Raw genomic sequence first — 24,010 nt, 5'->3', positions numbered from 1 at the left:
GCGGTTCCCATCATCTGGGGCATCAACCCTGATCTAACACGAGTTAGGCCTGTTGGATGACTGACTCGCACCTCCCCCGCCGCACGCTGCTGCGGTACGGCGCCTACGGAGCGGGAGCAGCCGCCCTGGCCGCGACCGCCGCGAGCTGGGACCGGCTCACCGGAGCGGACATACCCGGCCGCGACGACGGCTCCCTCGTCGTCGCCACCCTCGGCTCCGCCTTCGACCCGGCCACCGTCGACGCCCTCGCCAAGGGCTTCCACCGTCTCCACCCCGACATCCCGCTGCGGGTGAACGCGGTGCAGGCCGTCGACTGGTCGGACTTCTTCGCGAAGATCCTCACCCAGATCGCCGCGGGCAGCGCGCCCGACCTGGTGTATGTGGCCACCGAGGGCGTGCAGTTGTTCGCCCGGCGGCTCGGCGTGCCCCTGGACCGCTGGGTGCGGCGGGACGCGGCGGAGCTGCGCGAGTACTTCGCCGACGTCCACCCCTCGCTGGTGGAGTCGATGATGTACGAGGGGAACCTCTACCAACTCCCCATGGAGTTCAACGCCGCCGACATGTACCTCAACAAGCAGGTACTCAAGAGGGCGGGCGCGGGCTTCCCGGCGGCCGACTGGAGCCGCGACGACTTCACCGCGCTGCTGCGGGAGACGAAGCGGGCCGGCGGCGCGCACTTCACACCGTACTTCTGGACCAACCGGCTCTGGGGCGGCGTGGTGCCCTGGCTCTTCGCGAACGGCACCAACCTGCTGAAGGAGTCCAAGGCGCCCGGCGGCTCCTGGCTGTGGGACGCCTTCTACCCGGCCGCCGACCGGCGGGGGCGCGGCGGCGGCTTCCGCTGGACGACCCCGCAGGCCACCGACGGCCGGGTCGAGGAGGCGTACGACTATCTCGCCTCACTCGTCCAGGGGGACCTGTGCACCCGGCCCGAGGGCGGCAACGGCAGCAATCTCGTCGGCGTGTTCTCCACCGGCCGCGTCGGCGTCACACCGGCGGGCGGCTTCTGGGCGGGCGGCCTGCACCTGGCCGGCATGCGGGCCGCCGACTACGACGTGCAGTACTTCCCGCGCTGGCGTACCCAGCGCCACCAGTTCGGCGCGGCGGGCTACGCGCTGCTGCGCACCTCGAAGAAGCAGGAAGCCGCCTGGGAGTTCATCAAGTACGCGGCCCGCAAGGACACCATGACCCGGCTGTTCCAGGGCAACCAGACCACCCCGGCCCGGCGTTCGATGCTGAACGCCGCCCGCTACGCCGAGAGCGGCCCGGCGCACTGGCGGGTCTTCTACGACACCCTCGACCGGTTTCCCGACACCGGCCCGATCCCCGCGCCGCCGCAGGTAGCCGAGGTGACCGACGTGCTGCTCAAGTACACCGGCACCGCGCTGGCCTCGCCGCGCGCGGTGGGCCCCGCGCTGCGCCGGATGCAGGACGACCTGGAGCAGGCCATGGAGCGTGAGGTATGACGAACACCCAGGTACAGGAAGTGAGTTCGCGTCCGGTCCCGCCCCCCGCGGGAACCGCCCGGCCCTCCGTCCGCGACCGCGGTGCCCGGCTGCTGGCCGCGCTGTTCCTGGCGCCCACGGTCGTCGGCATCGTCGTCTTCACGGTCGTGCCGATCATCGGGTCGGTCGTGCTGAGCCTGTTCCACTGGAACGTGATCGACCCGCCGCGTTTCGCCGGCGGCGCCAACTACCGTACGACGTTCACGGATTCGACCGTCCTGGTCTCCTTCCGCAACACGCTCCTCTTCATGGTCGTCGCGGTCGCGCTGCAACTGCTGATCGCACTGTCGCTGGCGCTCGCGCTGAACGGGCGGATGCCCGGGTGGCTGCGGTCGGTGTTCCGTTCGGCGTTCTTCTTTCCGCTGGTGCTGTCCGCAGCGTCGATCTCGGTGGTGATGAAGTACCTGTTCAACCAGGACTTCGGGGTGGTGAACTGGCTGATCGGCCTGGTCGGCGTCGCGCCCGTGCCCTGGCTGACCTCGGAGCACGCGGCGATGGCCACGGTGATCCTGGTCTACGTCTGGCAGCAGTTCGGCTTCTCGTTCCTGCTGTTCGTCGGCGGTCTGAACAACATCCCGAAGGAGATCCACGAGGCCGCCGCCCTCGACGGCGCGACCGGCCTGCGCAAGCACCTGGCCGTCACGCTGCCGCTGCTGTCGCCGACGCTGCTCGTCGCGTCGGTGGTCGGCATCATCAACGCCCTCCAGGTCTTCGAGCAGCCGTACGTCCTCACCGACGGCGGGCCCGGCGACGCCACCCGCACCGTGGTGATGGTGATCTACGAACGGGCCTTCGAGCAGCTCGACTTCGGCGAGGCGTCCGCGGTGGGCGTGCTGCTCCTCGCGCTGATCATGGCGGTCACCGCCGTCCAGTTCCGGCTCAGCCGGCGTTTCGTCCACTACCAGTGAGCCGGTGAACCGCATGAGCGTCATGAGCCCCGCAAGCCCCCTGCGCCAAGCGAGCCCGAGCCCGAGCCCGGCCCTGAGCCGCGTACGGCACTCCCTCGCCCCCTGGACCCGGATCGCCGGACTGACCGTATGCGCCCTGCTGACGCTCGGCCCGGTCATCTGGACCGTCTCCACCTCCCTGCGCACCCCGGCCCAGTCCTTCGACCTGCCCCCGCGGATCATCCCGGCGCACCCGACGACCGCGGCCTACCGCGGGGTCTTCCAGCAGATCGACGTGTGGCTGCTCGCCCTGAACTCCACGCTGGTGACGGCGCTGATCGCGCTCGGCCAGATGGTCACCGCGGGCCTGGCCGGATACGCCTTCGCCCGCCTGGAGTTCCGCTTCAAGAAGCCGCTGTTCGGGCTGGTCCTGGCGACCATGATGGTGCCGTTGCAGGTCACCATCGTGCCCGTGTTCCTGGTGCTGAAGTCGATGCACCTCACCGACACGCTCCTCGGCCTGATCATCCCGGCCTTCCCGACCGCCTTCGGGACCTTCCTGATGCGCCAGTACTTCCTCGGCATGCCGAAGGACCTGGGCGAGGCGGCCATGCTGGACGGCGCGGGGCCCTGGCGGATCTTCCGCTCGGTGTACGCGCCGCTGGCCGCGCCCGGCCTGGCGATCGTCGGCGTACTGGCCTTCAACTACCACTGGAACGAGTTCTTCCGGCCGCTGATCCTGGAGACCTCCAGCCAGAACTACACGCTTCCGCTGGGCCTGGTCTCCCTCCAGGGCAACCTCGGCACCGGGTCGATCTCGGTGGTCCTGGCCGGGGTCGTGCTGTCGATGCTGCCCGCCCTCGCCGTGTTCGTCGTCGGCCAGCGCCCGCTGCGCGAGGGCATCACCTCGGCGGGAGTCAACCGTTGAACCACGACCCCAACACGCCCCGGTTCCGGGTCCGTCCGTCCGCGGGCTGGCTCAACGACCCCAACGGCCCGTTCCGTTGGCGTGGCCGCCACCATCTCTTCTACCAGTACAACCCGGGCGCCCCGGTGCACGCCGACATCCACTGGGGCCACGCCTCCAGCCGCGACCTCGTCCACTGGGACGACCACCCGGTCGCCCTCGCACCGACACCCGGCGGCCCGGACGAGGCAGGCTGCTGGTCGGGGTGCGTGGTCGACGACGCCGGCACCCCGACCGCCGTGTACACGGGAATCGACCGCCGCCACACCGGTCTCGGCACCGTCTGCCTGGCCCGGGCGGCGGACCCGGACGACAAGCGGCTGACCGGGTGGCAGCCGCTGCCGACGCCCGTGGTGACAGGGCCGCCGCCCGGCCTGGACGTGGTGATGTTCCGCGACCCGTTCGTCTTCCGCTTCGCGGACCGGCGCTGGGCCCTCGTCGGTGCCGGGCACGCCGACGGCACCCCGTCGGTCCTGCTCTACGACTGCGCCGACCTGACCGACTGGCGGTTCGCCGGTGTGCTGCTGGACGGCAGGGACCCGGTGGCCGCGAACGTGTTCGGCGACAAGGCGGTGGGCTGGGAGTGCCCGCACCTGTACGCGACAGCGGGCGGCGAGCACGTCCTCCTCGTCTCCCTGTGGGACGGTGACCCTTGCGCGACCGGATACCTGACGGGCCGTCTGGAGGTCGCTGCCGGTGGCGGTTTGAGGTTCGTGACGCGGGCCGGCGGCCAGCTCGACCAGGGGCGGGACTTCTACGCTCCCGCCGTGCTCCAGGAACCGGACCGCGCGCTGCTGTGGGGCTGGTCGTGGGAGGCCCGTCCGCAGGACGAGGTGGACCGGGCCGGCTGGGCGGGCGTCCTCACCGCGCCCCGGGTGGTCGACGTGCACCCCGACGGTTCGCTGCGCGTCCGTCCGGCGCCGGAACTCGACCTGCTCCGCCCGGCCGAGCCGTTCGTCACCGCGCCGGGCCGGGTTCCGCTTCCGGAGACGTACGACCTGACGGTCACCGTCTGCGGACCGACCACGGTGAGCCTGCTCCGGGACGCGTCGGGCCGGGAGCTGACCGTCCGGGCGGACCCCGCGGACGGGACCGTCGTCCTCGACCGCGGCGGATGGCCCCGGACCGGCGGGGAGGGCTCCGCCCCGATCACCGTGCGGGTGCCGCGGGCACCGGAACTCGCGCTCCGGCTGCTCGTCGACGGCTCGCTCCTCGAACTCTTCGTCGGGGAGCGGGCGATGGTCACCGAGCGCGTCTACCGGCGCCCCGGTGACCTCGCCGAGCTGACGGTCGACGGGCCGGGTGCCCGGGTCACCGGGTGGGCGCCGGAGCCACGGAGGCGCGGCTGACCACGGGGCAGGCCAGGCGCCGGACGGTCTTCGGCGGCGTCCGGCCGGTGTCGATGGCGTCCAGGAGCAGCCGGGCCGCCGCCTCGCCCATCGCCCGGTGCGGGAGCGCGACCGAGGTGAGGGGCGGGGTGAGGAACGCGGCCATATGCTCCTGGTCGTCGTAGCCGACCACCGACAGACCGGCGGGGACGTCGATCCCGAGCCGGGTCGCGGCGTGCAGGACACCCGCCGCGACCCGGTCGTTGTAGCAGAGGACGCCGGTGGGGCGGTGGTCCGGCCCGACCCCGTCGAGCAGGCGCAGCGCGCCCGCGTATCCCGCGGAGATCTCCCCGCCGCCGCGCACGATCCACTTCTCGGGCACGGTGACGCCCTCGGCGCGCAGCGCGTCCCGGAAGCCGCGGGTGCGTTCGGCCGAGGCGATGTCGTCCAGGCCGCCGATCACGGCGAGCCGGCGGTGGCCCGCGTCGAGCAGCAGCCGGGCCGCCGTACGCCCGCCCGCCCGTTCCGCGGGGACGACGGCGGGCAGGGAGTCGTCCTCGGGCAGGCAGTTGGCGAGCACGGAGTGGGTGCGGTGCAGTCCCTCGGGGACCCGGACCCGGCGCAGTGACATGGCCGCGTAGACGATGCCGTCCACGCGCCGGTCGAGCAGTTCCGCGACGGCCGCGTCCTCCTTGGCCGGGTCGCCGCCGGAGTCGACGGTGAGCACGAGGTGTTCGCGGTCCCAGGCGGTCTCCATGGCCCCGCGCAGCAGCCGGCCGGCGAACGGCGAGGACGCGATCTCGTCGGTGACCAGCCCGATCACGGCCGTACGGCGACTGCGCAGGCCGCGGGCGACGGGGTCGGGGCGGTAGCCCAGCTGAGCGGCGGCCTGCCGGATGCGTTCCTGGGTGGCGGGCGACAGGTTGCCCTCGGCCCGGCCGTTGAACACGAAGGAGACCGCGGTGTGCGACACACCGGCGAGCCGGGCGACGTCCCGGGACGTCGGGCGCCCGCTGCCCGTGCTCCTGCTGTCCTCGGCACCGCCCACGCCGTCCGCCGCCCTCGCCCCGCCCGTCCCAGTCGATCACCGTCCACCCTATCCGCGGGGAACGCCACGGCACACGGAGCCCCTCAGGACCCCGCGGGCGGTGCCGACCGCGGACGTTCCCGCAGGTCGAAAACCTGCTCGCCTTGACCGTTCTACCAGGTCAGCCCGGCGGCCGGGGCGCCTCTGATCGCCGGGTCGCCGCTGATCGCCGTACGCGCATTTCGGCGATGTAGGCCTCGTAGTCCATGGCCTTCCGCTGGAAGCGGACGGGCGTCGTCGGGTGGGTGTAGATCATGAACCGCTCGTCCCGGACGGCCTGGAGGACGGTCTCCGCGACCTCCTCGACGGTGATCGCGTTGCTCAGCAGATACGGCGCCGCGTCGAGGATCGGGGTCCGGACCGCCTCCGGGCAGAGCACCGACGTACGGATGCCCCGGTCCGCGTAGGTGAACGCGAGCCATTCGGCGAAGCCCACCGCCGCGTGCTTGGAGGCCGCGTAGCCGGGGCTGGTGAGTTCGGTGAGCAGTCCGGAGGCCGAGGCCGTGTTGAGCAGGTAACCGGTGCCCCGCTCCAGCATGTGGGGCAGGACGTGCCGGGCCGCCCAGACATGGCTCATCACGTTGACGGCGAACACCTCGTCCCAGACGTCCTGGGGGGTCATCGGGTCCATCTCGTGGCCGGTTCCGGCGTTGGAGCAGAACAGGTCGATACGGCCCTCGTGGGCGAGGACGTCGGCGACGAGCCGTTCCACGTCGGCTTCCCTGCCGACGTCGGCCTGCACGTACCGGGGTCCGGAGGTCCCGGCCGGCTCCCCCGGCGCGAGGTCGGAGACGACCACCCGGGCGCCCTCGGCCGCGAACCGGGCCGCGAGGCCGCGTCCGATACCACTGGCGCCGCCGGTCACGACGACGGTCCTCCCGTTCACGTCCACTGCGGGCTTCCTTCGTCCTGGTTGCGGCCGGCCCGGGTATGGGACGAGGTGTGTGCGGCCGTCGAGATGGCGCAGACGCCGTGGACGATCGCGTAGAAGCCGAAGAGGGTGGCGAGGGTGAGGATGCCGGCGTCGGGACGGACGGCGAGTACGACACCGAACGCCAGGGTGGCCAGGCCGCTCAGGATCCACAGTGCGCGGTCACCGGCGAGCGCTCCGCGCCGGAAGGCGAAGCCGACCTCGAACAGGCCGGCGGCTATCGCCCAGATCGCTATCCACACGGCGAGCGCCAGGGCGGTGATGCCGGGCCACACGAGCGCGGTCACCCCCGCGGCGAGCGAGACGAACGCCAGCAGCAGATGCCCGACCACGGGTCCGGCACGGTCACCGCGGAACGCGACGGCCGCGTCGTTCCCGGCGCTCATGAAGCAGTGCACGGCGAACAGGACCACCAGGGCGCCGACGGTGATGCCCGGCCAGGCGACCGCGATCAGGCCCAGGGCGACGGCCACGACGCCTCTCCAGGCATAGGGGGACGACCACACGGTTTCTTCTCCTCGTAGATGACCGGAACGGATGACCGGAACGGATGACCGGAACGGATGACCGGAACGGATGACCGGAACGGATCCGGGGGTGGCGCGGTGGCTCACCAGCGGCCGTCGGCCAGGTACTCCAGGCCGTTGACACCGGGCAGGAAGACGTGTTCGCCGCCCTTGGTCACGACGAACGCGGGCAGGCCGCGAAGCCGGCGCCGCACCGGCTTCGCCGCGTAGCTGAAGTCGGCGTCCGTGACGTGGTTGCCCGCGAGCGGGTCCTGGTCGGCGCCGGCGGAGATGAAGTCGCCGTCGTTGACCCACTGGGACTGGACGAACTCGAACTGCCGGGCCGGGTCGGCGTTGGCGAAGGCCAGGACCACCCCCCGGTCGACGCCGTCGTCCTCCAGGACGCCCTCGGGAAGCATCGGCCCGTAGGCGGCGCCCCGGCGCAGGAGCTGGTGGAGGCGGACGTCGACGATGGTGTCCTGCAGCGCGTCCCTCGGGTTGACCCGGCGGATGTGGGAGGCGATCGGGGTCTTCAGGCCGCGCGGGTCGTCGTCGTGGTAGGCGAAGTCGTTGAGCCGCTCGGGGTCGACGGGCACGTCCCTGTCGGGCGACAGGGCCAGCGGGCAGCCGCTGCGCCAGCGGCCCGCCATCTTCGCGGCGAGCAGTTCGGCGCCGTACGCGTCCTCGGACCGGTCGGTCAGGAAGCGGCGGAACTCCGCGACCCTCTGGTGGAGTTTGCGGATGGACAGGTATGTGCCGTTGCGCCAGAGCGCGTCAGGGCCGGGACCGGTGGCGGTGCGGCCCAGTTCGTTGACGTAGCCGAGGACGAACTCGCCGGGTTTCGCCAGGCTCTGGCCGCGTCTCGGCACCCCGCCCTGGCCCTCGATGTACGGGCGGCTGATGCCGTCGGCGTACCCGAAGTGCTCGCGCAGGTTGTCCGGGGTGCGGATGTCGAGGCGGCTCACCCGGCGCACGGAGGGCAGGTCCTCCTGGGCTCCGTGGCCGAGCGCCAGCTTCTCGGCGAAGGCGGTCTCGTCCGGGGCCATCAGCAGCACCCCGATGTCGAAGGAGCCGTGCTCGGGCAGGTCCCAGTGCGCCGGGTCGCTCTCCCCGATGTCGCCCAGGAACTCCTTGCGCGTGCGCATCGGCTCGCGGAACTCGCGCGGGAAGCCGTCGAGGATCTCGCGCGGAAGTCCGATGCGGGCCAGACCCGGGTGCGTGAGTACGACGTTGAGCCAGGCGTCCCCGGCAGGGTGGTCCCAGCCGGCGGCCGTGGTCACGTGCGGCAGCAGCCGGCGCAGCATGGTGCGGCCCTCGACGGCGTCGCCGACCTCGTACAGCAGGTAGGAACCGAAGTAGGGCAGGGGCCGTTCGCGGAGGACGGTGCCCTGGATCCGGTCCAGATCCAGGGCACCGACGGCGTCAGTTGGCCGCATCGAGAACCTCGGAGAGGGCGTCGTTCAGACGCTTCATCCGCTTCACGTCGTGGACACTGCTGTCCGAGGTGGCGTGGAAGTAGAGGTCCGCCGAGTAGGAGCGGGAGATCACCAGCTCCGGGGTGCCCGGGTCGTCGTAGCCGTGGTAGCCCTCCACGATCTCGCCGAAGATCTCGTCCAGCCAGGGCTGGGCGCGGCCGATGTCGGCCAGGTAGGGCTTGAAGTCGCCGTCGTAGACGAGGGTGATGAGCATCCGGGTGTCGTTGTCGAAGAGCAGGATGCGGAAGTTGTCGACCGTGCCGACCCTGGTCTCCCAGTAGCCGGCCTGTGCCTGGATGCTCGCCACCCGCTCGCGGAAGATCTTGCCCCCGTTCGGGGTCAGTGGCGTGATGATGGTCAGTTCGCCCTTCTTGCCGATGCGGCGGCCCGGTCCGTCGGGCTGGTCGCCGATCGGCTGGGCGTGGGCGTACCGCTCGTCCGTGGTGGCCGTGGTGGTGGTCTCGGTCATGGCGTGCTTCTCCTCGAAGGCCGTTCTCAGTCGCGACAGGTGGAGGGTTCGGGTCACTTTTTTCATGGGCGGGTCACTCGTACTGCTCGGCGAAAGGACAGGTGCGCCATCCGCCGGTCCGGTAGGCCGCGGAGACCTCGTAGACCCCGCGGCGGGCCTGGAGGATCGGGTCGTCGTTGAGCTCGATGCCGTCGGTGACCTTGGTCGGGTCGTGGTTCATCACGGGGTCGCCGAGTTCTTCGGGCGTGACGGGAGCGCTGATCTGGAGGGTGCCGACGGTGACCCGCTCCCGGTCCTCGGGCCACAGCGCGGTCGGGTCGTCCAGCGGGTCGCCGTCCCGGCCGATCTCCAGGACCAGGTCGAAGCCGACCGGGCCGGTCGCCAGGCGCTCGTCGAACTCGTCCAGGAGGACCTCGCGGTCCATCGCCGCCAGCTCCTCGGCGGGCCGGCCCTCGGCACCGGCCCGCGGGACCCAGTGGCAGCGGACGTTGGTGAGGTCGTCGTCCGCGTTCAGGAATCGGAAGACGTGCACGGCATGGAACTCGCTGTGCGCGAAGCTGGTCGGGGCCAGCGAGGCGGCACGCATCCGCAGGACGTTCGCGACCTCGGGGTGCTTCGCCAGGAAGGGCCCCAGGGCCGCCTTGTCCAGCGGGCCGCCGGGCTCCGGGGGCGCGGCCAGCGCGATGGCTTCGAGGAGGTCCTCGGGGCGGCGGGCCGGGAAGAGGAGCTGGCTGAGCATCACCAGGTTGGTGGTGCGGCCGTTGGGGAGGTAGAAGCGGGTGGCCATGCCGACGGTGGCGCCGAACGGCGCGTCCGGGCGGCCGCCGCCCTTGGAGAAGCGCACCGAGGCCGGGATCAGGTCGCCCTGGAGGTGGGCGGCGCGGGTGTAGTGACGGGCGGCCGGCAGGGCGCGGAAGGCTCCGCGGTAGATCCGGCCGTCGGCGTGCAGGGCACGGTATCCGGGATGGAAGCCGAAGACCTCGTGGGCTCCGTCGACCAGGGCTTCCGCGTGGTCGTACTGGCTGAGTTGCGCCATGGGCACCTTCCGATGTCGCTGGGAACGCCCTCATCCTGAGCCGGGACGCCCGCCGTCCGGATGCGTCAAATGACGACGACCTGCGACGCTTCCGCCGCCGCTCGACATCGTCGGATGACCGAGGCGGGCGGGGCGCGGACCGGGAAGAGTGGAGCGGACCGGCCCGCGTGGGCCGCCGCGCGTGGGCCGCCGCGCGTCGGACGCGCCGGGTGGACCGCCCCACGTCGAACACCCTGCGTGGACCGGCCCCCGCCGGACACCCCGCATGCACCGGCCCGCGTGGGCCGCCCCGCGTCGGACTCGGTCGTCCGGCGGCGGGTGTTCGGACGTCGGCCGCGGTGCGCCGGGTCAGCCGTGCGGCCGGTCCCGGTAGTCGCGCGGAGTCACGCCGTACGCGTCCTTGAAGGAGCGGCCGAAGCTGGAGGCGTCGGTGAATCCCCAGCGGTGGGCCACGGCGGCGACGGTGTCGCGGCGGGCCCCGGGGCCGGCCAGCTCCCGGCGGGCCCCTTCGAGGCGCTGCCGGCGGATCCACTCGCCGGGGCTGACGCCCTCCCGGGCGAGTACGGCGTAGAGGTGGCGCAGGGAGATGTGGTGGGCCTTCGCCACCGCGCCCGGGGTGAGGTCGCGGTCGGTCAGATGGCGCCGCAGATACTCCAGGATGCGCGGGCCGAGGGTCTCCTCACGGGCCACGCGGGCCGCCACCTCCAGGTCACAGGCATCGGCGATCACCGCGCGGACCATCTCCAGGGTGGCCCTGGCCAGGTGCTCCGCCGCCGGGCCCGTGTGCAGGTCGGGGACGGCCGCCAGCCGGGAGAGACAGGAGGCGCCCAGCGCGGCGACCGACTCACCGTCGCCGCCGCCGAGCACACGCGCGGTGACGTCGCCGAGGACGGCGTCCGGCAGGCCCAGTTCGGCCACCGGTATCCGGAGGAAGTGCGTGTCCACCCCGCCGTCGAAGAGCAGGGTGTACGGACGCCGGGTGTCGTAGCAGCCGAGGGTGCCGGGCCGGATGGTGGCCGCCCGCCCGTCCTGGACGACACTGCTGGTCCCGGCGCGCTGGAGGCTGAGGAAGAGGCAGGGTTCCCAGTCGGCCGCGGCCAGCCGCGGGGACCGCTCGACGGTCGCCGGGTTGGCCCGGACGGTGCTGAGCTGGACGCGTCCGACGCCGGTGATCGACACCTCGCAGTACACGTCCTCGGGCCGCTCGGGCAGCGCGATGTGCACCGGTACGACGCGGTCCCGGATCGTCTGCCGAATGGCCTCGGCCCGGTCGTCGACGGCGTACGCCGAGGTACTCCACTGCGTCTTCATGCGTACCGGGGAGCGTAACCGACCTGGGCGACGGGCCGGGAGACCCGTGCAGGCGGGCGGGGAACCGGCGTGCACGGTACGCAGACGGCCGTGCACGCAACGCCGGTCACGGTGCCGTGCCGGGCGCCTATTGTCGGGGTGAGCCGCGCCCGCCGTGGCCGGCGTCGACCGTTCGAGCAGCCCAGAGGAACCGATCATGACGGCCGTGACCTTCGACGTGCGGGATCCGGCCCCGGCCGACCGGTCCGAGGCGCTCAGCACCGCCGTCGGCCCCTCGGTCCCGTGGGTCGATGTCGACCAACGCGCCGCGGCGGCCGGTGCCGTCGCCGCGGGGAGCCCGAGCCGCCGGTCCGGCCGCCCCGCACAGGCGCCGGCCGCCCCGCACGATCGCCGGCCGGCGATCACCGCCGTGGCCCGCGGTCACGGCTTCCGCGACGCCGGCCGCTTCGGGTGTCTGTGCGAGCAGGCCTACGGCATCCCGTCGGGCGAATGGCGCACGGGCAGCCGCCCGGCCGACGGCACTCGGGCCTGAACGGCCGGGCGGACGGAAGGGAGTCCCATGTCTCAGGAGCTGTCCCCGACCGGCGTCCGGTTCCTCGGGCGCGCGGCGGAGCTGGCCGCGGTGCGGGCCGTCGTCGACCGGGCGGACGGCGGCGACGGCGGGGTGCTGGCGGTGCGCGGCGAGGCCGGCGTCGGCAAGACGTCGCTGCTGCGGACCGCGGTGGCCGCGGCCGGCGTCGCGGGGGTGGGCCCGGTGAGCCACATCGCGGCGATCGAGTCCGAGTCGGATCTGCAGTACGCCGGACTCCAGCTGCTGCTGTCGCCGTTCATGGCCGGTCTGCCCGCCCTTCCCGAGCCGCAGCGCCGGGCGCTCGGCACCGCGTTCGGCCTGGAGTCCGGTCCCGCGCCGCAGCGTTTCCTGGTCGGTCTCGCCGCGCTCGGCCTGCTGGCGGAGGCGGCGGCCGGACGGACCGTCGTCTGCGTCGTGGACGACGCCCAGTGGCTGGACCGGGAATCCGCGGACGCCCTCGCCTTCGTCGCCCGCCGCGTCGGCTCCGGCCGTGTCGCCCTGCTGTTCGGCATCCGCGACCCCGACGACGGCGGCACGGTCTTCGCCGGTCTGCCGGAGCTGCGCCTGGAGGGACTGCCTGCGGGTGTCGCCAGGGACCTGATCGGCGGTGCCGCGCACGTCGACGACCAGGTCGCCGAGCGCCTGGTCGCCGGCGCCCGCGGCAATCCGCTGGCCCTGCTGGAGCTGGCCGGGGAACTGTCGGCCGAGCAGCTGGCGGGCGCGGTGGCGCTCCCGGACCCGCTGCCGGTGGGGCGCCGTCTGGAAGAGGTCTTCCGGCGCCGGGTGGCGGCGGCCCCGGCGGCCACCCGGACCCTGCTGCTGGTGGCCGCCGCCGAGACCTCGGGGAACACCCACCTCGTATGGCGGGCCGCGGGCCGGCTGGGTGCCGGGCGGGAGGCGGCCGTGGTGGCCGAGGAGCGGGGGTTCCTGGTGGTCGGGCAGGGGGTCGGGGTGGGGTTCCGGCATCCGCTGCTGCGCTCGGCGGTGTACCACGGTGCGTCGGCCGAGGAGCGCCGGCTGGCCCACGAGGCGCTGGCCGCCGAGGAGGGCGACCCGGACCGCCGGGTGTGGCACCGGGCGCTGGCCGCGGTCCACCCCGACGAGGACCTCGCCGGCGATCTGGAACGGTCGGCGCGGCGGGCGGTGGACCGCGGTGGCTACGCGGCCTCGGCACGGCTCCTGGGCCGGGCCGTGGAGCTGACCACGGACGAGGGGCGCCGGCCCGGCAGGCTGCTGGCGGCGGCGCGGGCGACCCTGGAGACCGGCAACCCGGCCGCCGCCGAGGCCATGCTCCGGCAGGTCGCCGCGCTGCCCCTGGCCGGGTCCGGGCGGGCGGAGCGGCTGCGGCTGCTGGCGGCGATCCGGTTCGCCCAGGGGCAGGTACGGGAGACGCTCCCGCTGCTGCTGGAGGCGGCGGAACTGCTGCTCCCGGACGACGAACGGGCCGCCCGGGACACGCTGTTCCAGGCGCTGGAGGCGGCCACCTGGACCGGCAAGGCCGACATGACGACCGTGGCGCGGGCCGTGCGCGCGCTGGCACCCACGGCCCCGGACTCCGCCGCCCTGGACTCCGCAGCCCCGGACTCCGCCGCCCCGGAGTCCACCGACCCAGACTCCGCCGGCCCGGAGTCCGTCTCTCCGACCGACCTGATCAGCGCGGCGCTGACCGCGCGGCTGCTCGACGGCCCCGCCGCCGCCTACCCGCTGTACCGGCGTTGCGTGCGGAGCCTCCTCGGCAGCGAGGACCTGCGCGGTTTCAACCTGGGCAGCGTGCTGGCCGGCGAGATGTGGGACCTTGCGGGCCTGCTGGCACTCACCTCGCGCTGGGTCGAGCTGGCCCGGGCCCGGGGAGCGCACGGCGCCCTGTCGCTGGCGCTGCTGCTGCGCGCGATACCCGAGCTGTGGCGGGGCAACTTCACAGCGGCGGCGGAGTTCGGCCGGGCCGCGGCCGACCTGTCCGACCTGACGACACGCCAGCAGGGCCGTACCGGCGGCGGTGTCGAGTTGCTGTACTGCGTGACCGGCCCCGAGCAGGCCGCGCGCGAGGCGGCCGAGGCCCATATCCGGGAGGCGACCGCGGCGGGCCGGGAGCACTACGGCGCCCTCGTCCCGCACCTCGCCCTGTGCCAGCTGGAGGTGGCGCTGGGCGACTACCCGGCCGCGCTGACCCACGGACGGCGGGTGTTCGCCGCCGACACCCCGGGGCCGACCAGCGCGAACGTCCTCCCGGAACTGGTCGAGGCAGCCCAGCGGTCCGGGGACCCGGAGACCGCGCGGGCCGCCCTGACCAGGCTGCACACCGTCGCGACCGCCAGCGGCACATCCGTCGCCCTGGGCCTGCTGGCCCGGTCGCGCGCGCTGGTCGCGGACGACGACGAGGCCGAGAAGCTCTACCTGGAGGCGATCGAGCACCTGGAGGCGTCCGGCGCCCGGCCGCAGACGGCCCGCGCGCACCTCCTCTACGGCGAGTGGCTGCGCCGGCGGCGCAGGCGGCGGGAGGCGCGGGACAGCCTGCGGACCGCTCTCGCCCTGTTCGAGGCCATGGGCGCCGAGTTCTACATCCGGCGCGCCCGGACCGAACTGGCCGCCACGGGCGAGCGGTTGCGGCACCGTCCGGTGGACGCCGCCGTCCGTCTCACCCCGCAGGAGGCGCGGATCGCCGGGCTGGCCGCCGCGGGCGCGGCGAACCGGGACATCGCGGCGCAGCTGTTCCTCAGCCCCAGCACGGTGGAGTACCACCTGCGCAAGACCTTCCGGAAGCTGGGGGTGACGGCCCGGGGGCAGTTGCGGGACGCGCTGGCCGCGCTCGGGGACGAGGGGACTACGGGTCTCAAGGATTCGGCGGGCCCTCCCCCGGACCTACGGTGACGGCACACGTCCTCCTCTACGAAGGGATCACCGGGTGCGGTACGGGACCGACGTTCACGACCCGATGCCAAGGGCTCGCCGCAAGGACTCCTGGTCGATGAACTCGTACTGCTCGGCGATCGCCCCGGCCCGCCAGCGGCAGACCGTGGTGAAGGCGACGTCGAAGCTCCGGCCGGTCGCCGCCGCCTCGGTCCCGTCGGGAAGCGGCACCGGCCTGGTGATCCGGCCGCGCAGCCGGGCGACGGTGCAGGTCTGTTCACCGTGCCCGAACGCGGCCACGTAGGGCTGGGTGAGCACGTGGTTCTCCGGGAAGAGGGCGCAGAACCTCCGTGCCCGGGCGACGTGTTCGGCCCGTCCGTGCGGGCCTTCGTCGCCGGCCGCCCAGGCCGTCAGGTCCGGGGCGAGGAGCGCTTCGTAGGCAGCCCAGTCGCGTTCGTTCCACGCATCGTCGATGGCCCGCATCCGGGTCAGGTTGGAGATCATCTCGGCGCCCTGCCGCCTTCCGTAGCCGCTCCGGGGTGCCGGGGACCGGCACGCCGGAAGCCATTCCAGGGCCCGGCACCCGCGGCGGGCCATACGTCACCTGACGGTCCGTTCCCTGCCGGACCCGACGATCTGTCCGCCGCCGGACCCGACGGTCCGTCCGCCGCCTGCCCGGCGGCCACTCGGCACGGTGAGGAGCCCGCATGTCCATCGAGCAGTCATCCGGACCCGGAGCGGTCGGCGGGGGCGCCGTCCGGTTGCTGGGGCGGTCGGCGGACCTGGAGTTCTTCGCGGAGCTGCGCCGGCGGTCGGCGGGCGGGGGCGCGGGGACGGCCGTGCTGCTGGAGGGCCCGGCCGGGGTGGGGAAGACGGCACTGCTGGAGGCCGCCGCGGGCGACGCGCGGGCCTCGGGGTTCCGGGTGCTGCGCTTCGCCGGCGTGGAGTCCGAGGTCACGCTGACCTACTCCGGCCTGCACCAGCTGCTGTTCGGCATGCGCGACGGCTTCGACCGGCTGGCGCCCGGGCAGCGCGCGGTGCTGGAAGGGATCCTCGGCAGCTCCGAGGCCCAGGCACCGCCGGAACGTTTCGCGGCCTCCGTCGCCGTACTCGAAGCCCTGCGGCGCACGGCGGAGGACGGCCCGGTCCTCGTCGTGATCGACGACGTGCAGTGGCTCGACCGGGCGAGCGGCGACGTCCTGGAGTTCGTCGCGCGCCGGCTGCACGGGCTCCCGGTGGATCTGCTGGTCGCGGGCCGGGAGGGCCATGCGCACGCGCTCGACCGGCAGGGACTGCCACGCCGCCGGGTCGAGACACTGGACGAGCGGTCCGCCGCCGCCCTGCTGCGGGCGGCCCACCCCGGGCTGGCCCCGCAGGCGTCCGAACGGCTGCTCCAGGAGGCCGCGGGCAACCCCTTGGCGCTGCTGGAGCTGCCGGCGCTGCTGACCCGGGAGCAGTTCACCGGTGCGGCCCCGCTGCCGCTGTCCCTGCCCGTCGACGACCGGCTGGAGGCGCTGTTCGCGCCCCGGCTTCGTGAACTGCCACCGAAAACCTTGGAGTTGCTGCTGGTCGCCGCGCTGGAGGGGACCGGCGGGCTGCGCACGATCTGGGCCGCGTATCCGGACGGGATGGAGGAGGCCGACGCGGCACTGCCGGCCGCCGAGGAGGCGGGCCTGGTGCGGGTGGATGCGCGGGCCGGCCGGCTGGTCTTCCGGCATCCGCTGGTCCGCTCGGCCGTCGTACGCACCTGCCGGCCCGGTCAGCGGCGGGCGGCGCACCGCGCCCTGGCCGGGGCCCTGGACCGGGACCCCGAACGCCGGATCGGGCACCTGGTCGCCGCTTCCCTGGGACCGGAGGAACCCCTCGCGGCCGATCTGGAGCAGGCGGGGCGGGCGGCTCTGGGGCGCGGCAGCGCCACCCTCGCGGTGACCGCGCTGCGCCGGGCCGCGGAGCTCAGCCCCGAGCGTGCCGAGGGCAGCCGGCGGCTGGCCCACGCGGCGTACGCCGCCGCCCAGTCCGGCGCCCTCGACGTCACCGCGATCCTGGTCGACGACGACTACTGGGAGCGGGCCTCACCCCAGGACACCGCGCGCGCCGCCCTGGCCAGGGTGTACGCGCTGCTGGAGACGGACGGCGACGCGACGGCCGCCCACCGACTGCTGACCGGCGTGATCGACGGACTGCTGTCCGCCGGGACGGAGGGTGCGGGGGCGGACGGCGCGAGGACGGACGGTGCCGGGCCGCAGGCCGCCGGGGCGGAAGGTGCGGGGGCGGACGGCACCGGGCCGCAGGCCGCCGGGACCGACGGCGCGAGGACCGCCGGTGCCGGGCTGCTGTCCGCCGGGACAGAGGCTCCGGGGGCGGAAGGCGCGAGGACCGACGGCGCGAGGACCGACGGCGCCGGGCCGCAGGCCGCCGGGGCGGAAGGTGCGAGGACCGACGGCGCCGGGCCGCAGGCCGCCGGGACCGACGGTGCGAGGACCGACGGTGCCGGGGTGCAGCCGTCGCCCGCTGCGGTCCGCGAGGTTGTCGGTGAACTGCAGTTCCTGCTGACGCTGGTGGCGTTCTACGCCCAGCGGGCCGATCTGTGGCCCCAGGTGCTGGAGCGCTGCCGGGACGCCCCCGACCAGGTGCGGCTCTACTGCCTGGCGTTCGACGCCCCGCAGGAGCGGGCCCCGGAGGTCCGGCAGCGGATCCGGCAGGCGTTCGCCGCCCTCCCGCCCGACGCGGGCCCCCGGCCGGTCACCCAGCTGTCCATGCTCAGCGTCTACTTCGACGAGGCCTCCGAGTACCGCGAGCACTGGATGCGGGTCGCCCGGCGCTCCCGGGAGGGCGGCACGTTCGTGCAGTGGTCCTACGGCACCATCCTCCTCGGCCACGAGGCCTTCTTCGCCGGCCGTTTCACGGAGGCCGAGGCGCTGGCCCGCGAGGGCCTGGCGACGGCGGAGGAACTCGGCCACCGCCTCGCGGGATTCCGGCTCGCCTCCCAGCTCGCCCTGGTGGCGGCGGTCCGGGGCGACGCCGAGACCGTCGGCACGCTCACCAGGTCCATCCTCGCCTGGAGCGAACCGCGCCGGCTGGGCCTGCTCCAGGTGTCCGCCCGGCAGGCCCGCGTGCTGCTCGCCCTGGGGCAGGGGGACTACGAGACGGCGTACCGCGACTGCACGCTGATCAGCCCGCCCGGAACCCTCCCCCCGCTGAACCCGCGCGCCATCTGGTCGGTGTACGACCTGGTGGAGGCGGCCGTGCACACCGGGAGAACCGCCGAGGCGCGCGCCCACGCGGCGATGGCGCGGCGCGCCCGGCTGGATGAACTCTCGCCCCGGCTGGCGCTGTTGACACACGCGGCGGCGGCGCTCGCCGGTCCGGCGGAGGCGGCCGAGGCCGGATTCCGGCGGGCGCTGGCGGTCACCGACGTCCACGCCCCGTTCGACCGGGCCCGGGCCGAGCTCGCCTTCGGCCGCTGGCTGCGCACCCACGGCCGCGACACCGGGTCCGCCCGCGAGCACCTGACGGCCGCGCTGCACACCCTGGAGGAGCTGGGCGCCGCGCCGTGGGCCGCCGCGGCGGCCGCCGAACTCGCCGCCCTGACGCCGTCGGCGGAGCCGGAACCGCTCGACGAGGAAGGCCCGTTGACCCGGCAGGAACTCCAGATCGCCGAGCTGGCGGCCACCGGGCTCAGCAACAAGGAGATAGGCGCCCGGTTGTACATCTCCCCGCGCACGGTCAGCACCCACCTGTACAACATCTTCCCCAAGCTGGGCATCCGCTCCCGCGCGGCGCTGCGCGACGCCCTCGGGACACCGGCACGGGCACTGCGCGGCGGCGCCCCCGCCGAACACGCCGAACACGCCAAATACATCGAATACGTCGAAGGACCCGTCATCTGACGGACGCGACCCGCGTCCCGCGCTTCCTAGCCTTCGGCCATGTCCGCACACGATGAACAGCAGATCCAGGCCGCCAACGCTTCCGGCAGAACACCCGTGGTCTTCGTCCACGGGCTGTGGCTGCTCCCCAGCAGCTGGGACCGCTGGGTGGAGTACTTCGACCAGGCGGGTTACGCCGCCGTCTCGCTCTCCTGGCCCGACGACCCGGAGACCGTGACGGAGGCCAACAGCCACCCCGAGGTGTTCGCAGGCAAGACCGTCGGGCAGGTCGCCGACCACCTGGCGAACCTGATCGCGGGACTGGAGCGCAAGCCCGCCGTGATCGGCCACTCCTTCGGCGGCCTGCTCGCCCAGATCCTGGCCGGACGGGGTGTGTCCGCCGCGTCGGTCGCCATCGACCCGGCCCCCTTCCGGGGTGTCCTGCCCCTGCCCGTCTCCGCGCTCCGCTCGTCCGCGCCGGTGCTGAGCAACCCTGCCAACCGGCACCGCGCGGTCCCGCTCACCTTCGAGCAGTTCCGCTACGCCTTCGCCAACGCGGTGAGCGAGGAGGAGGCCAAGGAACTCTTCGACACGTTCGCCGTCCCGGCGCCCGGCGCCCCGATCTTCCAGGCCGCCACGGCCAACCTCAACCCCTGGACGGAGGCCAGGGTCGACACCGAGAACCCCGACCGCGGCCCGCTGCTGATCATCTCCGGCGAGAAGGACCACACCGTCCCGTGGGCCATCGCCAACGCGTCCTACAAGCAGCAGTTGCACAACCCGGGCGTCACCGAGATCACCGAGATCCCGAACCGGGGCCACGCCCTCACCATCGACAGCGGCTGGCAGGAAGTCGCCGAGACGGCCCTGACGTTCGTACGCCGCTTCGCCTGACCGGATCCGGGCCGCCCCTGGGGGAACAACGGCCCGGCGCCCGTGCCAGGCGGGCGGCGGCCTCGGCGCCAGTGCGCCCGTCGGCCTGACACAGTGCGGAGCGGACGACCGTGTCGACCCGGGCCGCGGTCGGTGGGGCCCCGCGCGGATGGGCTCCCCCCCTCGCGCTGGTCTTCCCGGTCGTGGTCATCGCTCCCACGGGTCCGCTCGCGGTCATGGCCGCTGGGTGGCCCGGTGCACGAAAGCGGGCGGCAGGTTCGCCCACACCGTCTTCGAGCGTTCCAACCGGTCGAAACGGCAGGCCAGTTCGGCGGTGAAGTGACGGGCGGGCGGGGTGCAGGCCGCGTGCAGGTAGGCGAAGGTGGTGAACCGGCCGCCGGGCGCGAGGACTTCGGTCACGGCATCCAGGATGTGCCCGCGCCGGGACTGCGGCATGACCGTCCAGGGCAGCCCGGAGACCACCGCGTCGACCGGTTCGCCCACCACGGCGGCCAGTTCGGCGGCCGAGCCCCGGACCACGGTCAGCCGGGTGTCGCGCCGGGTGGCCGACAGCCGGGCGGCGAGCACCGGGTTGAGCTCGACGGCGACGAGCCGTGCGTCGGGGGCGAGCCGGGCGAGGATCGCGTCGGTGAACACCCCGGTCCCCGGGCCGAGTTCGGCGACGGTCCGGGCCCGCTCCAGGCCGATGCCCTCGGTCATCGCGTACGCCAGCCGTCGTGAACTGGCCGCCACGGCACCGGTCGTGAGGGGCCGCCTGAGGAACTCGGTGGTGATCGACATGGCGGCCATGCTGGAAGCGCCCCGGGTGGCCGCACGTCGTATCCCCGGCCGGTGTCCGTACGACTGCGGGAGGACCCGGTGACGCCCGCCAGGACGATGCCGGGGAGCGGGCCCCGGCCGTAGCGTGAGGCGGTGCATCGGCTGATCGAGACCCTGCCCCGGCTGCGGCGCGGACATCCGTGGCTGACGGACGTCCTGCTGGTCGTGCTGGTCGCCGTGCCCCCGGTGATCCGCCCGCAGCCGGGCTGGCAACCGGTCTGGGTACAGGCGGTCGTGTACGCGGCCCTGGTGCTGCCCCTGCTGTGGCGGCGCCGCCGGCCGGTGCTCGTCGCGGCCCTGGTGACGGCCGCGTTCTGGGCGCAGTACCTCGGACAGGTGTGGGGACAGGAACCGGGACGCGGCGCCGTCGCCCTGGCCGCGGTCCTGGCCACCCTCACGGTACGCGGCCTGCGCCGGGCCGCCGCGGCGACGGTGATCTGTGCCGCCGGCTGCGTACTGCTGTGGATTCCCGCCTGGCAGCGGGACTACGGAGGCCCGGGTGCCCGCGGCGCCTGGCTCACCCCGCTCGCCGTGGGGCTCCTGCTGGCCGGGGCCTGGGTGTTCGGCGAGTACGTCCGTGCCCGGCGCGCCTATATCGCCGAGTTCGAGCGGCGGGCCGCGCTCGCCGAGTCGGAACGCCTCGCCCTGGCCCGGTTCGCCGTCGCCGAGGAACGGGCGCGCATCGCCCGCGAGATCCACGACGTCCTCGCGCACAGCGTGAGCGTCATGGTGCTGAACGCGGAGGGCGGCAGGCTGATGCGGCACACCGACCCCACGGTCGTCGACCGCACCCTCGGCGTCATCAGCGCGACCGGCCGCGACGCCCTGGACGAACTGCGCCGGCTGCTGGAGGTGCTGCGCACCCCCGACGCGGACGCCTCGTCCGACGACCCCGGACCCGGCGACGGTGAGGCCGGCGAGTCCCTCTCGGCCGATCTGCGGCGGCTGGTCGGGCGCCTCGACACGAACGGCACGCGCGCCCGGCTGGACCTTCGCGGAGAGCCGGGCGGCCTTACGGCGGACCTCACCGTGCAGACGTACCGCATCGTGCAGGAGGCGCTCACCAACGTCGTCAAGCACGCGCCGCCGGACGCCACGATCCACGTACGGGTCGACACCGGTACCGAGGGGCCCGGACGGCTGGTCCTCGTCCGGGTGGAGAACTCGGCCGGAACCGGAGCGGGAGCCGTCCCGGAGCGCCCCGCCCGGCTGCTCGCCCGCGGTCACGGACTCACCGGCATGCGCGAACGCACCGCCCTGTACGGCGGGAGCGTCGACGCCGGGCCCACACCCGACGGGGGCTACCGGGTCACCGCCACCCTGCGCCCCACCGAGCCCGAGCCCGAGCCCACCGCGGCGACCCCATGACCGGCCCGGCCCCCACCCCGTCATCGTCGCGGGTGCTGATCTGCGACGACCAGGAACTGATCCGGATGGGACTGCGCATGGTCATCGACAGCCAGCCCGACCTCACCGTGGTGGGCGAGGCCGCCGACGGGGATGCCGCGATCACCGGCGTGGCCGCCCTGGAACCCGACCTCGTCCTGATGGACGTACGCATGCCCGGTCTGGACGGGCTCGCCGCGACCGAACACCTCTGCGCACAGCCGCATGCACCCCGGATCCTCGTCGTCACCACCTTCGACCTCGACGAGTACGCCTACGCGGCCCTGCGTGCCGGCGCGAACGGCTTCCTCGTCAAGGACGCCCCGGCCGAGGAGATCCTGGTGACCGTCCGGGCGGTGCTGCGGGGCGGGGTCATGGTGGCGCCCTCACTCACCCGGCGTCTGGTCGAACGCTTCGTCCGGCAATCCCCCACGTCCGTGCCCGCCGAGCGCGGCCGCCTGACCGCGCTCACCGAGCGGGAGCGGGAGGTCCTCGCCCTGGTCGCCCGGGGACTGGCCAACGGCGAGATCGCCGACCGCCTCTTCGTCGGGGAGACGACCGTCAAGACCCACCTCGGCCGCATCCTCACCAAACTCGGCCTCCGCGACCGTATCCACGCAGTGATCTTCGCCTACGAAAGCGGGCTGATACGGGCCGGGGACTGAACAGCGACCGGCACAGCACCATGCTGCCCGCAGCGCCGTGTTTCCACCGCGCCGCAGGCAGGGCAGCACACAGGCCTGCCCTGGTTCCCAGCCCTGGACGGTGCACGCGGCGGACGTCTTGTCCTTCGGCACCACGGCCAGCCGCTGCCGGTCGTCCGAGCTGCCGACCTTGCCGTCGCCCACAGTGGCGGGCAGTCACCCGGCCAGGTGCCTGCCGAAGAACTCGGTGAGCTTCGCGACGGCGGGGGTGACGTATTCGTCCTGGTCGTACAGGTCCATGTGGGTGGCGCCGGCGATGACGAACAACTCCTTGGGCTCGGCCGCCCGCTCGATCGATTCCCGGCTGAAGTAGGCGCTCTCCGCCTCGGAGCCGGCGATCATCAGCAGGGGGCGGGGCGAGATCAGCTCGATCATCGCGTACGAGTCGTACTGGGCGAGCTGGTCGACGCTACGCAGTACCCAGCCCCGGACCGCTCGGGGGTGGTGGCCACGCGGGGTGCGGTAGAACTCGAACGTCTCCCGGAACTGCCTGGTTCCGGTCTCCAGCAACTCCTCGGCGTTGTCGGGGATCCACGCCACCAGCTGCGGGCTTGCGCCGCGTGCTTCCGCGGTGCGCGCCGCACCGGCCTGGTCGAGCATGGCCTGAAGGATCGCCGGGTCCTGCGTGCGGCCCAGTCCCTCACGGAACACCGACCCGAGGTCCACGGCGCTGACCGTGGCGACGGCCCTGATGCGGTGGTCGGTCTGCGCGGCGTAGGGGACGTAACCGCCGGACGCGCAGATACCCAGGGCGCCGATGCGGTCCGGGTCGATGTCGTCACGGGTGGTCAGGTGGGTCACGGCGGACTTGATGTCCTCGGCTCGCTGGAAGGGGTTCTCCATGCCGCGCGGCTCGCCCTCGCTCTCGCCCTGGTACGCGGCGTCGAAGACGAGCGCGGCGAATCCGGCCCGCGCCAGGCGCTCGGCGTAGATGCTCGGGCTCTGCTCCTTCACGCCGCCTCCCGGATGGGAGATGACGACGGCCGGCCGCCGGCCGCCGACGTGGTCGTCGGGGGTGCGGAGAATCCCGGCGAGGGCGAGATCGTTGCTGGGGAAGGTGACGCTGGTCTTCACGGTCGGTGTCTCCTGGTGCGGGTCGAGGCGTGCTGCGACCGCGACGGCACGGATTCCTCCGGCGGGACCTCCGCCGGCGCCTTCGTCCTCGGGGCGGGTCCGTCCGCCGGCCACGTCACCGACACTCGCAGGTGGTACGTGGGCGGGTAAGGGGCTTCTCCTGTCCCCGGACACCGCGGTCCTGGGACACGACAGGCCCACTGTCACAGGCCCGGCGGGCTGTAAGACTTGTACCCATGAGCAGCGGCAACGCCCACGGCAGCGAACTGGGCGCCTTTCTGAGGGCGCGGCGCACAGAGCTGAGCCCGGCCGAAGCGGGGCTGCCTGATGCGGCCGGCAGGCGC

Annotated in this window: 20 protein-coding genes; 10 read left to right on the top strand and 10 right to left on the bottom strand. The window is 73.7% G+C overall.

Features of this window, described 5'->3' with window-relative positions; all coding sequences use genetic code 11:
- Nucleotides 1-56 precede the first annotated feature (56 nt).
- The 4 genes from ACGF5O_RS00100 to ACGF5O_RS00085 are packed head-to-tail and all read left to right on the top strand — an operon-like array spanning nt 57 to nt 4,708.
- A complete protein-coding gene (locus tag ACGF5O_RS00100; RefSeq protein WP_393807647.1) occupies nt 57-1,466 on the top strand; it encodes an extracellular solute-binding protein in 1,410 nt (469 codons plus the stop codon).
- On the top strand, nt 1,463-2,413 hold the full coding sequence (locus ACGF5O_RS00095; protein WP_393807646.1) for a carbohydrate ABC transporter permease: 951 nt from the start codon (nt 1,463-1,465) through the stop codon (nt 2,411-2,413). The genes ACGF5O_RS00100 and ACGF5O_RS00095 overlap by 4 nt, the downstream gene beginning before the upstream one ends.
- Before the next feature lie 22 nt (nt 2,414-2,435).
- Nucleotides 2,436-3,320, top strand: coding sequence for a carbohydrate ABC transporter permease (locus tag ACGF5O_RS00090; RefSeq protein ID WP_393807645.1), 885 nt, complete (start codon nt 2,436-2,438; stop codon nt 3,318-3,320).
- Nucleotides 3,317-4,708 (top strand): glycoside hydrolase family 32 protein, encoded by a 1,392-nt coding sequence (locus ACGF5O_RS00085; RefSeq protein WP_393807644.1) that lies wholly within the window; start codon nt 3,317-3,319, stop codon nt 4,706-4,708. Before ACGF5O_RS00090 ends, ACGF5O_RS00085 begins: the two co-directional genes overlap by 4 nt.
- On the opposite strand, the gene ACGF5O_RS00080 is transcribed toward ACGF5O_RS00085, so the two are convergent.
- From ACGF5O_RS00080 to ACGF5O_RS00050, 7 genes are all read right to left on the bottom strand, one after another.
- Nucleotides 4,671-5,735: a LacI family DNA-binding transcriptional regulator gene (locus ACGF5O_RS00080; RefSeq protein WP_393807643.1), complete on the bottom strand. Its 1,065-nt coding sequence runs from the start codon at nt 5,733-5,735 to the stop codon at nt 4,671-4,673. The genes ACGF5O_RS00085 and ACGF5O_RS00080 overlap by 38 nt on opposite strands.
- Before the next feature lie 160 nt (nt 5,736-5,895).
- On the bottom strand, nt 5,896-6,666 hold the full coding sequence (locus ACGF5O_RS00075) for an SDR family oxidoreductase (protein ID WP_393807642.1): 771 nt from the start codon (nt 6,664-6,666) through the stop codon (nt 5,896-5,898).
- The gene (locus ACGF5O_RS00070) at nt 6,657-7,178 is read right to left on the bottom strand and encodes an HdeD family acid-resistance protein (RefSeq protein ID WP_393807641.1); all 522 of its coding nucleotides are present in this window, start codon (nt 7,176-7,178) and stop codon (nt 6,657-6,659) included. Before ACGF5O_RS00070 ends, ACGF5O_RS00075 begins: the two co-directional genes overlap by 10 nt.
- A gap of 137 nt (nt 7,179-7,315) precedes the next feature.
- On the bottom strand, nt 7,316-8,647 hold the full coding sequence (locus tag ACGF5O_RS00065) for a Dyp-type peroxidase (protein WP_393807640.1): 1,332 nt from the start codon (nt 8,645-8,647) through the stop codon (nt 7,316-7,318).
- Nucleotides 8,634-9,155, bottom strand: coding sequence for a hypothetical protein (locus ACGF5O_RS00060; RefSeq protein WP_393807639.1), 522 nt, complete (start codon nt 9,153-9,155; stop codon nt 8,634-8,636). Before ACGF5O_RS00060 ends, ACGF5O_RS00065 begins: the two co-directional genes overlap by 14 nt.
- A 73-nt stretch (nt 9,156-9,228) precedes the next feature.
- Nucleotides 9,229-10,191 carry a catalase gene (locus ACGF5O_RS00055; protein WP_393807638.1) on the bottom strand — a complete coding sequence of 321 codons (963 nt, stop codon included), beginning with the start codon at nt 10,189-10,191 and terminating at the stop codon, nt 9,229-9,231.
- A gap of 348 nt (nt 10,192-10,539) precedes the next feature.
- Nucleotides 10,540-11,502: a helix-turn-helix domain-containing protein gene (locus ACGF5O_RS00050; protein ID WP_393807637.1), complete on the bottom strand. Its 963-nt coding sequence runs from the start codon at nt 11,500-11,502 to the stop codon at nt 10,540-10,542.
- Nucleotides 11,503-11,698: 196 nt separating this feature from the next.
- On the opposite strand from ACGF5O_RS00050, the gene ACGF5O_RS00045 reads away from it, so the two are divergent.
- Together ACGF5O_RS00045 and ACGF5O_RS00040 are read left to right on the top strand one after the other, a co-directional pair.
- Nucleotides 11,699-12,034, top strand: coding sequence for a hypothetical protein (locus tag ACGF5O_RS00045; protein ID WP_393807636.1), 336 nt, complete (start codon nt 11,699-11,701; stop codon nt 12,032-12,034).
- 27 nt (nt 12,035-12,061) lie between these two features.
- On the top strand, nt 12,062-14,941 hold the full coding sequence (locus tag ACGF5O_RS00040) for an AAA family ATPase (protein ID WP_393807635.1): 2,880 nt from the start codon (nt 12,062-12,064) through the stop codon (nt 14,939-14,941).
- A 54-nt stretch (nt 14,942-14,995) separates the two neighbouring features.
- On the opposite strand, the gene ACGF5O_RS00035 is transcribed toward ACGF5O_RS00040, so the two are convergent.
- Entirely contained in the window at nt 14,996-15,424 is a 429-nt protein-coding gene (locus ACGF5O_RS00035) for an ester cyclase (protein ID WP_393807634.1), read from the bottom strand.
- 203 nt (nt 15,425-15,627) lie between these two features.
- Between ACGF5O_RS00035 and ACGF5O_RS00030 the strand changes: the two genes are divergently transcribed.
- Nucleotides 15,628-18,810, top strand: a complete 3,183-nt coding sequence (locus ACGF5O_RS00030) for an AAA family ATPase (protein ID WP_393807633.1) — start codon at nt 15,628-15,630, stop codon at nt 18,808-18,810.
- Between the two features lie 39 nt (nt 18,811-18,849).
- On the top strand, nt 18,850-19,683 hold the full coding sequence (locus tag ACGF5O_RS00025) for an alpha/beta hydrolase (protein ID WP_393807632.1): 834 nt from the start codon (nt 18,850-18,852) through the stop codon (nt 19,681-19,683).
- A gap of 213 nt (nt 19,684-19,896) precedes the next feature.
- On the opposite strand, the gene ACGF5O_RS00020 is transcribed toward ACGF5O_RS00025, so the two are convergent.
- Nucleotides 19,897-20,463, bottom strand: a complete 567-nt coding sequence (locus tag ACGF5O_RS00020; protein WP_393807631.1) for a class I SAM-dependent methyltransferase — start codon at nt 20,461-20,463, stop codon at nt 19,897-19,899.
- Between the two features lie 132 nt (nt 20,464-20,595).
- On the opposite strand from ACGF5O_RS00020, the gene ACGF5O_RS00015 reads away from it, so the two are divergent.
- Nucleotides 20,596-21,870, top strand: coding sequence for a sensor histidine kinase (locus tag ACGF5O_RS00015; protein ID WP_393807630.1), 1,275 nt, complete (start codon nt 20,596-20,598; stop codon nt 21,868-21,870).
- Nucleotides 21,867-22,553 (top strand): response regulator, encoded by a 687-nt coding sequence (locus ACGF5O_RS00010; RefSeq protein ID WP_393807629.1) that lies wholly within the window; start codon nt 21,867-21,869, stop codon nt 22,551-22,553. The genes ACGF5O_RS00015 and ACGF5O_RS00010 overlap by 4 nt, the downstream gene beginning before the upstream one ends.
- Before the next feature lie 195 nt (nt 22,554-22,748).
- Here the strand turns inward: ACGF5O_RS00010 and ACGF5O_RS00005 are convergent, their stop codons facing one another.
- Nucleotides 22,749-23,666: an alpha/beta hydrolase gene (locus ACGF5O_RS00005; RefSeq protein ID WP_393807628.1), complete on the bottom strand. Its 918-nt coding sequence runs from the start codon at nt 23,664-23,666 to the stop codon at nt 22,749-22,751.
- Nucleotides 23,667-24,010: the final 344 nt, after the last annotated feature.

Source organism: Streptomyces sp. NPDC048291 (genome assembly GCF_043201715.1).
Taxonomy (GTDB): Bacteria; Actinomycetota; Actinomycetes; order Streptomycetales; family Streptomycetaceae; genus Streptomyces.
Note: the sequence above shows the minus strand (reverse complement) of the source record. Positions and strands in the feature narration are given on the sequence as shown.

Excerpts from the sequence above, each read along its gene's own strand:
- ACGF5O_RS00060 (WP_393807639.1), bottom strand. The coding sequence starts at position 9,155 with ATGACCGAGACCACCACCACGGCCACCACGGACGAGCGGTACGCCCAC.
- ACGF5O_RS00040 (WP_393807635.1), top strand. The coding sequence starts at position 12,062 with ATGTCTCAGGAGCTGTCCCCGACCGGCGTCCGGTTCCTCGGGCGCGCG.
- ACGF5O_RS00090 (WP_393807645.1), top strand. The coding sequence starts at position 2,436 with ATGAGCCCCGCAAGCCCCCTGCGCCAAGCGAGCCCGAGCCCGAGCCCG.
- ACGF5O_RS00035 (WP_393807634.1), bottom strand. The coding sequence starts at position 15,424 with ATGATCTCCAACCTGACCCGGATGCGGGCCATCGACGATGCGTGGAAC.
- ACGF5O_RS00045 (WP_393807636.1), top strand. The coding sequence starts at position 11,699 with ATGACGGCCGTGACCTTCGACGTGCGGGATCCGGCCCCGGCCGACCGG.
- ACGF5O_RS00050 (WP_393807637.1), bottom strand. The coding sequence starts at position 11,502 with ATGAAGACGCAGTGGAGTACCTCGGCGTACGCCGTCGACGACCGGGCC.
- ACGF5O_RS00100 (WP_393807647.1), top strand. The coding sequence starts at position 57 with ATGACTGACTCGCACCTCCCCCGCCGCACGCTGCTGCGGTACGGCGCC.
- ACGF5O_RS00030 (WP_393807633.1), top strand. The coding sequence starts at position 15,628 with ATGTCCATCGAGCAGTCATCCGGACCCGGAGCGGTCGGCGGGGGCGCC.
- ACGF5O_RS00095 (WP_393807646.1), top strand. The coding sequence starts at position 1,463 with ATGACGAACACCCAGGTACAGGAAGTGAGTTCGCGTCCGGTCCCGCCC.
- ACGF5O_RS00065 (WP_393807640.1), bottom strand. The coding sequence starts at position 8,647 with ATGCGGCCAACTGACGCCGTCGGTGCCCTGGATCTGGACCGGATCCAG.
- ACGF5O_RS00055 (WP_393807638.1), bottom strand. The coding sequence starts at position 10,191 with ATGGCGCAACTCAGCCAGTACGACCACGCGGAAGCCCTGGTCGACGGA.
- ACGF5O_RS00025 (WP_393807632.1), top strand. The coding sequence starts at position 18,850 with ATGTCCGCACACGATGAACAGCAGATCCAGGCCGCCAACGCTTCCGGC.
- ACGF5O_RS00020 (WP_393807631.1), bottom strand. The coding sequence starts at position 20,463 with ATGTCGATCACCACCGAGTTCCTCAGGCGGCCCCTCACGACCGGTGCC.
- ACGF5O_RS00010 (WP_393807629.1), top strand. The coding sequence starts at position 21,867 with ATGACCGGCCCGGCCCCCACCCCGTCATCGTCGCGGGTGCTGATCTGC.